The sequence below is a fragment of the Ferruginibacter paludis genome, assembly GCF_030409685.1.
GTDB classification, from domain to species: Bacteria; Bacteroidota; Bacteroidia; order Chitinophagales; family Chitinophagaceae; genus Ferruginibacter; species Ferruginibacter paludis.
In genome coordinates this window covers 1-12,241 of the sequence record NZ_JAUFQJ010000015.1, presented here as the reverse complement: position 1 = coordinate 12,241, position 12,241 = coordinate 1, and the positions used below count along the sequence as shown (strand labels likewise).

Sequence of the window (12,241 nt, the reverse complement as noted above, 5' to 3'; positions counted from 1 at the left end):
GAAATAAAGAATATCTACTTTTGTGAATACTATTTTAAACCTTATACAAAACCAATATCATTAATGAAACAATTCTTCTCCATTTGCCTGGTGGCATTTTTAGGCATTACCCAACTACATGCACAAGCACCGCTCATTACCAAAACAACCGGTTTTCCGATAGGTGCCAATATTCCTTGTTATGGCATTGCTTATGGTGCCGGTAAGTATGCTGCCATTACCAATAGTGGTGATGTGTATACTTCAACAGACGGAACCACATGGACAAAATCTGTTTCTTTAGGGCAAACGCTTAATAACATCATTTTTGCCAACTCCCTTTTTATGGTGGTTGGTAATACGGGTTACATTGCTACCTCTGCGGATGCAATAACCTGGACTGTAAGAACATCAGGCACTACCAATACATTAAATGATGTACAATACCTGCAAAGTGTTTTTTATGCAGTTGGACAAAACAGAACTGTATTAAGTTCTGCTAATGGCACCACCTGGTCAACCGTAACGGTTAGTGTTGGTACTGCTACAGACTTTCTTTACCAAATAGCTTATGGAGGAGGAAAGTACATTATCAGTGCTGGTTCAACTGTTGGTCAGGGACCGATGACTTATCAGTCAACTACTGCTGCTTCTAATAGCTGGAGCACCGTGGGTGGTTTTGGTGTTTTTGGAAATACCAATTTAAACAAGATGGCATTTGTAAATGGCAAGTTTGTGCTGCTTACTTCAGGCACAAACGTGTTTACTTCTTCAGATGGAGCTGCCTGGACAAATATAACAGCAACCATGGGCATTACTTTTCCTAACAGTACCACTGGCGCTGTTGGTAACAGCAATTATTTCAATACTGTTTATTATGATGGCACCACTTATTATTGGTGTGGCTTCAGTAATTATAATGGGGGCGCTTATGGTGCTGTTTTTACTTCCACCACACTAACAGCTTTAACCTTGCAAAGCAATCCATTAAATTTTATTGCCAATAAAGCTTACGTACTTAATGGAAAACATTTTATAGCAGGCAATGAAGGTTTAGCTACTTCTGCAAACGGTACTGTTTTTTCTTTTCCAAATGGTAGTTTTAATGCCATTGCTTTTAACAACACTACGTATGTGGGTGTAGGTTACATCAGTCTCAATGGCAATGCTTTTTCTTCCACCACTTTTAACAGTAATACCTGGACAAACAGATCGTTGGCATCACAAAAGCCATTGTTTGGAGTGGTGTATGATGGAAGCAGGTTTGTAGCAGTTGGGGATAGAACTGTTATCTCATCTACTGATGGAAACACATGGTCTTCTATTGCAACGCCGGCAGAAGTATTTGCCTGTATGGCTTATGGAGGTTCAAAATATGTGGTGGGTGGATATGCAACAGACTATTCCAGTTATTTCCTGAAATATTCTACCGATGGTACTACCTGGACCACAGCCAGCACAGCAAATGTTTCATTCTTTAAAGTACGATATTTGAATGGCGCATTCTTTGCCCTGGGAATAGATAATAACTACCCGGCTTCTTCTGGTGTAATCATGAGGTCTGCTGATGGTATTACCTGGACAAACGTAACGCCAACTGGTTTGGGCTTTGATGTGTATGCATACAATGATGTAACATGGGATGGCACCAAGTATCATTTTATGGGTGCAGCTGCAGATTATAGTTTTTTCACTATTTCCACAGCCACTCCAACCACCACCAGTTCCTATGCCAATAAGGGAACCATTAGCAATATGCCTGCTGGCGTAATAGTTGGCAGCTCTTATGGAGAGGGTGCCATTGCTTATAGCAATGGAAAGTTTGTGGCCACAGCCATTGATGCTGCTACGTATGAAGCCTACCTGGTTTATTCTTCCAATGGCACCAGCTGGACTACTACCACACTTACTGACAAATCAACCATCGGTGATATTATTGTTGATAATGGAAAATTCAGGATGGTTGGTACAGGGGATCAGAAAATAACAGTGGATTTTTTATCTGTTTTACCGGTAACATTGACTAACGTAAAAGCTTACCAGCAAAATGTTGGTATAGCGGTAGAGTGGAATACCCAAAGCGAAAATGGCCTGTTACAATATGAAGTAGAAAAATCTGCCGACGGCACCAATTTTAGCACAATAAATACTACGGCTTCTAAGCCAGGTACAAGCAACACTTACAATTGCTTCGATCAAAGTCCGATAAGCGGTGCTAATTACTACCGCATTAAAACCACCAGCTTAAATGGCGAAGTGACTTACAGCAAAATAGTAGTGGTAAAACTCAACAGTAAAGGCGCCAGGCTGGAGGTATATCCAAACCCCTTCAAAGGCAATAGTGTTCAATTACAATTGAGCAATTGGGAGGAAGATAGTTACACCGTGACGTTGTTCAACCAGTTCGGTCAACAAGTGTTGAACAAAACGTTCAACCATATTGATGGCAGTAGTAATCAAACCGTTGCAGTAGGCACTTTAGCAGCCGGTGTGTATGAACTGCGATTGAGCAATGGCACAACAGTAATTACGAAAAAAATAATAAAGAAATAAATAGCAACACCCTTGCAGGAATAACACCTGCAAGGGTTTTCAACATCATCTACAACTACCCCTACAAAACATACGCATAACGTGTATAAAAGCATCCCGTCATTTGCAGGGTGCTATGTACTAATTTAAACAGTATCGATTTTCGTTATTCCCATCAGGCGCCGGCCTCCGTCCGGATTCAAATTGTTACTAAGGCAACTAAGTAAGAGCGTAGAAACAAGGCGCACTTCTCCACCCATTGCTCAATTGGAAAACCACTGTACACGAGTGCCCTGCCTCTGTCCTGGCAGTTCATATGTTTGAATCGGGATGTGATGAATAACTACAACGTTTCAGCCTTGCTGGCGCTCTTCCGCCCGAGTCTACATTCAGAAAATGCTCAGGAGGGTTCTGGCCGTTGTTGGTAACAATTTCATGTCCTTGTTGGGGGAGCCTGCTCGGGTAAAATAATACAGGTAAACCATGAGTAGTTGTTGTGTCTTTCTTCAAATTTTAGCGCAAATAAAACTGCCTTGTTAAATAAAACACGGTATCAATAAAAAATAGAACACCGTTATAGGTAAGTACATTTTCATCATGCAGATCCTCTAGTATAATCCCCAGTTCCTTATTAAAATAATCGTCGTTTTTGGTGTTGATGAAACCATTCAACCGCATTAATTCTTTAATGGAATCTATACTGGTGTTTTCATTAGCCTTGATATAGCGCTGCTTTACTACTGCAAAGAGTTTTGCATGCTCATAAATAAATCCACACAATTCGTAGGATGTGGCGGGGAAGAAATAATTGTGAAGCTGTAGACTGTTAAAATAATCCTGCCAGGTAAGATAAAAAATGGCATCATTTGTTTTGACCACATGGATATCATCCATATCAAGATATACCTTTTGTTCTGCTCCTTCTGAAAGATATCTTGAATGATTTATGCCCGTGTAAAAAAAATTATTGCTACCGGCATAATCCAAAATCAGCGCAGCTTCCTGCTCTTTGATGAGCTCTTCTTTTTGAGCAACTGTACCTGCTCTTTTGCTTTTTCTAATGTAGTGGGAGATTGCCTGGATAGTATTTTCTTTTGCTGTACTGCCAGTTCCTGAAATGATATTTTGTAACTCATGTTTAAAAGGCATTTCCCAAAATTAAGTATAATTTCTATTTGCGCCAGCTTCTATCCTGATGGGATTTTCATAGCAAGCATTGCAAATTTTCTTCCGACCGGAGTCTCCCCCCAGCAATTTCCCAGGTCCTGCGGCTTGGAAACATTGTGGGATGTCATGGCCAGCGCAGCAACCCGCCTTCGAAGTTTTCAAATTGCAGCAGCAGCTCCAGCGATTTGATAATTTTACTCCATAGCAGTGTATTCATTTTTTTTCTTTCGACCCGATTCTCCGCCCAAAAATTCCGGGGCGAGTACTGTGGCTTGCAAAAAAATCAAAGCCTCATAGCCAGGAAAGACACGACAGGAACAACAACACGGCCCTCATTCCTACCCCATACGGCCGCCTGATCTCCGGCAGGGAGTCACTTTTTTTCAGCAAGGCAACGATGCCATCACTGTCATTGCACCGTCGGTGAGAGCGGCTTTGAAAACTAAGGCTTAAGACTTCATTCTTCCTACATTTGTAATCACCAATGGTTCTGCCGGGGAGCTTGCACCGCAGTACCTGCTGGCTGCCAAAGCATACAATCACTATTAAACAGGATACTTCATGACTAAAAAGCGTATATTATTTACAGGGGGATCGGGAAAAGCAGGAAAACACGTAATAGCTTACCTGCTGAACCAGGGGCATCGGGTGATGAATGTAGACCTGGTGCGTTTAGACTATCCGGGGGTGGATAACCTGGTAGCTGATATTACCGACTCCGGACAAATGTTTAATGCGATGAGTTCGTATGCAGGGTTAGATGAGTTGGAACCAGGTAACGGCGCACCGCGTTTTGATGCGGTAGTACATTTTGCTGCTATCCCTAGGATCTTAATTACACCTGATAATGAAACTTTCCGGGTCAATACAATCGGTACTTATAATGTGATTGAAGCAGCCGTGAAGCTTGGCATTAAAAAGATAATTATTGCTTCGTCGGAGACCACGTACGGTATCTGCTTTTCAGATGGCAAAACAGACCCTCATGTGCTGCCTTTACAGGAAGACTATGATGTTGACCCAATGGATAGCTATGGTTTATCGAAGGTGGTGAATGAAAAAACGGCTCGTGCCTTCCAGCGCCGGTCAGGCTTTGATATCTATGCGCTTCGAATTGGGAATGTGATTGAGCCCCACGAATACGCCGAACTGTTTCCGGCTTATTTTAAAAACCCTGCTATGCGACGCAGGAATGCTTTCTGTTATATTGATGCACGTGACCTGGGTCAAATTGTGGATTTATGTTTGCAAAATGATCATCTTGGCTTCCAGGTTTTCAATGCCGGCAATGATCACAATGGCGCAATTATCCCCGCCAAAGAACTGGTTGAGCGGTTTTTTCCCGGTGTGCCGGTTACCCATGAACTGGAGGAACATGAAGCCCTGTTTTCAAACCGTAAAATCCGCGAAGTGTTGGGGTTTAAAGAACAACATAACTGGCGCAAATATGTGAAGCCGGACTAAGTATGCATTTTACCACCGCTCCCTGTCGCTGCAGGTGAGCGTATCAAAGCCGGCAGCGTGAGTGGACACCTGCAGGGATACACTAAAAAGACGGTTTGCTTATTTGGCAGCATGTCCGCCCGCCTCTTGCCCTGGTATGTATTGATCGCTGCATGTGAACAGAACGTACAAGTGTGCGACGCAACGATGTGCAATAGCAGCAATCCTGCCGGCCCATAAAAACAGTCCTGGTATTTTATAGTCGTGTGGAGTCATACATTGCTTACAGCGACTCACTCATCGTCCGCATTTGAATTTCAATAATTCTTGACCCCGGGGCTTGCGTACAAGCCAGTAACACTGCCCCTGCTACATCCGTTGCTTCGAGCATGCCCGACTGGGCAACACTTTCTTCCGTGCGGCCGGCACCAATGGCAAACTCCGTTTTTACACCGCCAGGGCAAATAACGCCCACTTTAATGCCAGCCGGTCTAAGTTCTTTATCAAGCGATTGGGCAAAACCCACCTGGGCAAATTTGGTGGCACAATACACTGCCTGGTTTGCAAAACCATACAGGCCTGCCATCGATGAGATCATAAGGATAGTGCCTTGCTTCTGCAATAACATGTGTGGCACCACTTGCCGCGTAAAAATAAAAGTGCTACGCATATTCGTATTCATCAGCTGGTCATATTCTTCCAAAGAAGTATCAACAAGATTTTTATAATTGCCCATGCCGGTGTTGTTCAAAAGAATATCAATTCTTCCTGCTTGATCCAGTGCGGTTTCAACGCATCTTTTGGCGGTTGCTTCGTCGTTGGCATCACCTGCAACCGCAAAGGCTTGCGAGTTCATTGCTTTTATTTCAGCTACCAAGGAGTCCAGCCTGTCCTGGCGGCGGGCTGTTATTACAACCTTGGCTCCTTCGGCGGCTAAAGCAAGGGCGGAGGCTCTGCCTATTCCCGCACTGGCACCTGTTACAATGGCGATCTTACCGCTTAATTTTCCTGGCATAATTGAAATGGTTTTAAATGTATTCTCCGGTTAGTTTTCTACATCAACATCTTTATTTGTAAAGACATGTGAGGCTGTGTAAAATTAGCTGATTTGGGTTAGGGAAACGGGTATTTATCCGCCTGGTAATACTTCTAAAGATTATTTCCTGCTTTCTTAACTATTGCTTTGGAAATAGCATTTTTATTAACCATTACAGAAATGGTTTTTAAAAGTAAATATTCTTTTGACATATACAGATACCCTCCACAGTCTTTACCATCAGATGAATTTTTAAGGATATAGAATGGTTCACCTTTTTGGTTTTTAGCCATACCAATAATATGCATATTATGTACATCTTCAGTGGTTCGGTTATCAAAGGCTGCCTGCCTGATCTGTTGTGTAATCATTTTATTACTATCCAAAACAGCAAACCCGTTGTTCAACCCTTCATAGATATCCCCGTCCCAGCAAACCGAATAATTATGCAGCAGCGCATCATCAATGACGGAATTAAAATCTAAAAGAGGCAAATTCAAATAGTAATTATTATTCCAGTTTGCTTCAATTTCCAAAACAAACTTTGTATAAAAAGGATGATGGCTGAAGGAAGTAATTTCAACATAGTCGTCGGGATTGATGCCAATCATTTCTGTTGCAAATGTTTTAGGGGTAAATACTTTTCCTTCGTAAACAAATGTAGCAGGAACTTTACCCAGGGTTTGAGTCAGGATGTCGTCCATATCTTTCCTGTACAGTGCCGGTGTTAAATTGCCATGAGATTGCGAATAATATTTAGCTTTCTCCAGCAGGGCAATATTCATTTCAGAATGATCATATTTTGTATCAGATCCATTTTTTCCCGGGTAAACCATTTCAGGAATGGCGCCGTATTCTTTGTAGGCTTTCAAAACGCTGAAAGTTAAATCCCCTTCCCCAAAAGCGCTGCTCCCGTTTCTTCTTATATAATTCTCGGCTTTGTTGATATAAGTTGGCCGAACGAAAAACATGGGTGAAAGTACAACTGCTTTTTTCTTTAGCCTGATTGCTTCAGTTTCAATAAAAGAGGTAGTTGCAAAACTCCAGCAGGCACCGGTAGCCTGCTGGTCTTTAATGGGAGTACTTTCTATTAATTTAATTATTTTATAACCAGAAAGTGCAGGGTTTAAATTTGTCTTAAGTGTAAATACATCATTGGTGCGCCTCACTTCTAAATGCCTTTCACCGCCCCATACGCCATCTATAATGGAATCGCCAGGCATGATACGTCCTTTAAAAATTAATGGCGCCGACTCTGGCCAGCCCAACGACTTTCTTGCATCTGCAAAAACACTATCCTTAACCATCCAAACTTTATCAAGAGGGATGTCTTTTAATCTCTTGTCAGGAAAATCCATGAAGCCTTTAACCGAATTGTTTTTCTTTTCAAATCTGAATAGTACCAATTCTTCCAAAGACAAATCTTTGGCGTTAGCTTTACCCATCCAGGAGCCTTCCAATGAGGGTTGCTCTTTTTGCTGGCCATAAACGGAGCATGCAATAAATAACAGGATTACTGATAGGTAAGTTGTTGTTGTCATAATAAAGTTGTTTAATGATAATTTTTTACAAAATACCAGGGTTTAATTTTTAGAAATAAATCAATTATCTGAACAGGCTTTAAAGTGATGGTACTGCCTCCATTTAATGGACAAACGCAATACAAATAGCAATACACGCAATTCAAATAATAATGAATTTTCCGCCCTGCTATTCAATTGTTCTTCAACTATATTTACAAGCTAAATGATGAAGATGCTCAAAATATCCCGGTTGAAAGACCGTATTGAACCCCTGGTTCATTTTCTTATTTGGAGCTCTTTTTTTATGGTGATGTGGTTGCAGGTTAGAACTTTGGGACCGTTTCGTAAAGTAGATGGGAGTATTTACCCGCCATTGATTTGGAATACGCTTTTAAGCATGCTATTGTTCTACTGTAATGCATTGTACCTCATCCCCCGCTTTTTTTCGAGACAGCGGTTCGCATGGTATATTGCTTCACTGACAGGTATATATGTTGGTATTGTTTTGATCAATACTACTTTTGATCATTTTTATGCGATATCTCTTTTTTCCAGTGAAAAAGAACCGCTCTTTGCTGAAGTCAATGCTAACCTTATAAGTAAATTCTTAATCCTGTCTTTGTCTTTAGGTTATGGGCTAACCAAAAACTGGGTGATCAGCAATAAATTGCAACAACAGTTGGTAAGCGAAAATTTAAATACTCAATTAAAATATCTTAAAGCCCAGATCAATCCTCATTTTCTTTTCAATACTTTAAATATGGCTTATGCCAGTGCGGTAAAAAGTAATGATGAGCCTACTGCAGACATTATAGAAAAAATATCCGGGTTTATGCGTTATGTTCTTTACGAGAGTAACGAGGACCAGGTGCTGCTTGAAAAAGAGTTGCTGTATATTGACAATTATATTAACCTGCAGTTGCAGCGTTTGTCCCCCGAAATTGCAGGTAAGGTTAAATATGAAGTCAAAGGAGATTATCAAAGCTTTACAATCGCCCCGATGATTCTTATTCCATTTATTGAAAATGTATTTAAACATGGGATCATGTTAAGTAAGAAACCTGAAATGTCCATTTCGTTATCGATACATTCGGGGGTCCTGCTGTTTGAATCAAAAAATTTAAAGAACCATAGTCCGGTTGGCCCCGGCAAGGCCCATTCAGGTATAGGAATGAAAAATGTAAAGGAACGGCTGCTGCTGATGTATCCAAACCAATATTCATTGGAAATAAACGACGGGGATGATTTTTTCCAGGTAACGTTACAAATCCAACTAAAACCAGTTCATGTATGAAATGCATTGCTATAGATGATGAGCCCCTGGCCCTTGAACTGATATCCGGGTATATTCAAAAAACGCCACACCTGGAATTTGTCGCGGCATTTACCAACCCATTTGACGCTATGAGTTTCTTATTAAAAACTCCGGTGGATATGGTGTTTATCGATATTAATATGCCGGAACTTTCAGGTATTGAATTGTTGAAGGCATTGCCTGTGTTGCCAAAAATAATATTTACCACCGCCTATTCAGAATACGGTGCAGAAAGTTATGAGCTTAATGCTGTAGACTACCTGATGAAGCCTATAAAATATGACCGCTTTCTTAAGGGGGTTAACAAGGTGGCTGACTTTTCCTCCTCAAAAAAAGAAGATTCATCCGTAGCTGCGGACACAGAAAAGAAAAGAGAATCAGTACTGATTAAAAGCGGTTCAAAAACGTATAAAATAGCAACTGATGACATTTATTATATTGAAGCTGCAGGAAATTATATGACCTTTTATACGGTAAAAACAAAAATCATGACCTTATTACCTATGACCGATATATTAAAGATGCTGCCGGCCAAAGAGTTTATCCGTATTCATAAATCCTATATCATCTCATTGAAGCATATTGAAATTATTGAGAAGGGGATGGTTGTTATCAATAAAAAACAAATACCGGTTGGCATAACTTATCGTGAACAATTTTCAGGTATCATTAAAAATAAGTGATGGGATATTATGTACCCATCAGGCGCAGGGACGTCCTTTTGTCCAGCCGGAGTTTACACAGCAAATACTAAAACGAATAACGCATCTGCCGTAAAATCCGACGTTGAATACACTGCACCGGTAACGCTGCCGTACGGGCGATAATTACAATTGTACAAATCCTGTTGATGTGCGGACGGTAAGGGTTTACCAGGTGGCAAATGTTTAAAGTCTATACCTGGTCAGTTGAATCTTGCTGTGACTAAACTTTTAACGGTAGCAGTAAGTTGTGCAATTTCAAATGGTTTACCAATCACTCCATCTGCGTTACATAATTCAAAATCAGCTAACTTTTGTGAATCTGCAGAATACAGCTGTATTGGGATATGTTTAAATGCGGTGCTGGATTTTAATTCTTTACAAAAATCCCTGCCATCGTAGCCGGAAAGGTTTACGTCCAGTATGATCAAGTCCGGAATCACCTGTTGTAAAATCGCCAGGGCTTTATCTTTGGACCCAGCAGTAAATGTTTCAAAATTGTCGAAATTGAGTACAATCGAAACCATTTGTAGTAAATCAGGTTCATCATCAACTATCAGAATCTTCTTCATGTGGGGCGATGTAAAATTTCAGATGGTAATTATCAGCACAAACGAAACGTTCTCACTTTGAAAGTAATTGCCTTCGTTAAAGTTCCAACATCAAAATTATATAAACCAACATATGGTGCAAGTTGTGTTTAACAATTACTTTGCTAATGACCTGTTTTCAATCATCAAAATAGTTACTGCGCAGTTGTATTGTGCCGGGTGCCACGAGTTGAAATTATTTTGGTGAACCCTGTTTTAGTCCGGGCTATTTTGTGTCCATTTATTTACCTTACCCAACAAATGTTTTATGTCAAAAGGTTTCTTAATATAGTCATCCGCACCACAAGCAACCGACTTTGCTTTAAGGCCACTGCTAATTGATACCATAATTACTGGAATTGCTTTCTGGGCTAATTTGATTGCTTTGCATATATCCCTTCCATCTTCATGCCCTAAATATATATCCAATAAAATCAGATCAGGTTTTGCCGCTTCTATAATAGCATCTAGCCCCTTGCCTGTTGATACTACTGTAACATGTATATTATACATTGAAAAAAGCTGAATGTAAACATGTTTAAACTCAGCAGAATCTTCAACAATTAAAATATTGGGCATGGTTAGCTTTTTAATTAAAGTAAAGTCTGCACTGTACAATAATAGACCCAAAGAGAATATTGACACGAACCAGGGGTAGTATAGGATTTATTTAATTGTATAAGTTGGATGATATCAGCATTCAGCCGCGTAAAAGGAGTGGAAATTTATTTTGCAGAATCAAGTTTTAATTTTCATACCCCTTTCCCCACCGGGCAACTTTATTCATGATGTTATAAATGTCGAAGGGCTTTTCAATGTAGTCATCTGCGCCGCAGGCATCCGCCATTTGCTTTAGCTGGTTGGCTGCAGACACCAAAATGATGGGAATATTTTGATGGATTTGCTTTATTTCTTTACATATATCCCTTCCATCTTCACCTCTTAAATAAATATCCAGGAGAATGACGTCTGGTTGATAGTCGGTTATCACAGCATGAATATCTTTTCCGGTAGATACAACCTTTATATGGTACCTGCAAAGGCTAAATAACCTGACATACAAGTGAGACAATTCAACTTCATCTTCAACAATCAAAATATTATACATGATTCTATTTTCAGTAAGCTAAATCCTTTTATGCAGCTGCGACCGGGCCTGAAACATACCATTGTATGATTTAAAACCACTCCTGTTTGATTTAACACACCAACAACCCTGCCGTATATGCCCCAAAATACAGCCGGCACAGACTCCCTTCCGCAATGGGCGTCGGTTTATCACCGCATGTTTAAAACAAACGCCTTCATTGCAAATTATTTTTGTCCCGTCCGGCTAAACCGGCAGCAGTATGCTTTTAATCACATTATAAAGTATTATTATTGTATAAAATAGTTCACCAAACGATTATTGCATGAAAAGTGTAACCACAACAGGCAACAGGTTATTTGCGGCCCTTGTATGCCTTACCAACCTGGCGGCTTGCCATAAAACGATGGACGCATCCCTGCAACAAAACGCTACCCTGGCCCCAGTCTCGTTAAGCAATGTCACTGTAAGTGCAACAGGCACCTGCGATTATGTGTTTAATGAAACTGCTGTAACAGCGGCGGGCTATACTAAAGTTTTTGAAGATAATTTTGATACAGACCTTACCAAATGGAATGTGTGGACCGGTGGTGCCTACAACAATGAACTGCAATATTACCAGGCTGCCAATCTCCAGTTGCAGAATGGCAATCTTGTTATTACCGCAAAAAAAGAAACCGTAACGGGCGCCACAACCCCGTTTGATGCAACTATAGATTCCTGACCATGTTGACCCACCATTCCTGTTCATGTTGACCCACCATTCTTGCATGTTGACCCACCCCTAGATAGGTCTATGGTTGATGTTTATTCTTGCATGTTGACCCACCTGAGAGAGCGATTGAATATTTTGTTATTCATGCTGCCA

The 12,241-nt window shown here is 40.6% G+C and carries 11 protein-coding genes; 5 read left to right on the top strand and 6 right to left on the bottom strand.

Translation table 11 applies throughout. The features are described 5' to 3' along the window. The first annotated feature begins 63 nt into the window (after positions 1–63). Complete coding sequence (locus tag QWZ08_RS20980) at positions 64–2,532, top strand: T9SS type A sorting domain-containing protein (protein WP_290339513.1); 2,469 nt, start codon at positions 64–66, stop codon at positions 2,530–2,532. 492 nt (positions 2,533–3,024) lie between these two features. On the opposite strand, the gene QWZ08_RS20975 is transcribed toward QWZ08_RS20980, so the two are convergent. Continuing rightward, positions 3,025–3,660, bottom strand: a complete 636-nt coding sequence (locus QWZ08_RS20975) for a putative polyvalent protein kinase domain-containing protein (protein ID WP_290339512.1) — start codon at positions 3,658–3,660, stop codon at positions 3,025–3,027. A gap of 579 nt (positions 3,661–4,239) precedes the next feature. Between QWZ08_RS20975 and QWZ08_RS20970 the strand changes: the two genes are divergently transcribed. Next, positions 4,240–5,142: an NAD-dependent epimerase/dehydratase family protein gene (locus tag QWZ08_RS20970; RefSeq protein ID WP_290339511.1), complete on the top strand. Its 903-nt coding sequence runs from the start codon at positions 4,240–4,242 to the stop codon at positions 5,140–5,142. Between the two features lie 262 nt (positions 5,143–5,404). On the opposite strand, the gene QWZ08_RS20965 is transcribed toward QWZ08_RS20970, so the two are convergent. Both QWZ08_RS20965 and QWZ08_RS20960 read right to left on the bottom strand, forming a co-directional pair. Further along, positions 5,405–6,136, bottom strand: a complete 732-nt coding sequence (locus QWZ08_RS20965; protein WP_290339510.1) for an SDR family oxidoreductase — start codon at positions 6,134–6,136, stop codon at positions 5,405–5,407. Positions 6,137–6,270: 134 nt separating this feature from the next. Beyond that, a complete protein-coding gene (locus QWZ08_RS20960) occupies positions 6,271–7,698 on the bottom strand; it encodes a C1 family peptidase (protein WP_290339509.1) in 1,428 nt (475 codons plus the stop codon). A 214-nt stretch (positions 7,699–7,912) separates the two neighbouring features. Here QWZ08_RS20960 and QWZ08_RS20955 point away from each other — a divergent pair, with 214 nt between their 5' ends. Next, positions 7,913–8,974, top strand: coding sequence for a sensor histidine kinase (locus QWZ08_RS20955; protein ID WP_290339508.1), 1,062 nt, complete (start codon positions 7,913–7,915; stop codon positions 8,972–8,974). After that, entirely contained in the window at positions 8,971–9,678 is a 708-nt protein-coding gene (locus QWZ08_RS20950) for a LytR/AlgR family response regulator transcription factor (RefSeq protein ID WP_290339507.1), read from the top strand. The genes QWZ08_RS20955 and QWZ08_RS20950 overlap by 4 nt, the downstream gene beginning before the upstream one ends. A gap of 221 nt (positions 9,679–9,899) precedes the next feature. Here the strand turns inward: QWZ08_RS20950 and QWZ08_RS20945 are convergent, their stop codons facing one another. The 3 genes from QWZ08_RS20945 to QWZ08_RS20935 all read right to left on the bottom strand — a co-directional run bounded on the left by QWZ08_RS20945 (position 9,900) and on the right by QWZ08_RS20935 (position 11,394). After that, on the bottom strand, positions 9,900–10,268 hold the full coding sequence (locus tag QWZ08_RS20945; protein ID WP_290339506.1) for a response regulator transcription factor: 369 nt from the start codon (positions 10,266–10,268) through the stop codon (positions 9,900–9,902). Between the two features lie 234 nt (positions 10,269–10,502). Then, a complete protein-coding gene (locus QWZ08_RS20940) occupies positions 10,503–10,865 on the bottom strand; it encodes a response regulator transcription factor (protein WP_290339505.1) in 363 nt (120 codons plus the stop codon). A 166-nt stretch (positions 10,866–11,031) separates the two neighbouring features. Beyond that, a complete protein-coding gene (locus QWZ08_RS20935; RefSeq protein ID WP_290339504.1) occupies positions 11,032–11,394 on the bottom strand; it encodes a response regulator transcription factor in 363 nt (120 codons plus the stop codon). Between the two features lie 304 nt (positions 11,395–11,698). Here QWZ08_RS20935 and QWZ08_RS20930 point away from each other — a divergent pair, with 304 nt between their 5' ends. After that, positions 11,699–12,097: a glycoside hydrolase family 16 protein gene (locus QWZ08_RS20930; protein ID WP_290339503.1), complete on the top strand. Its 399-nt coding sequence runs from the start codon at positions 11,699–11,701 to the stop codon at positions 12,095–12,097. The last annotated feature ends 144 nt before the right edge of the window (positions 12,098–12,241 follow it).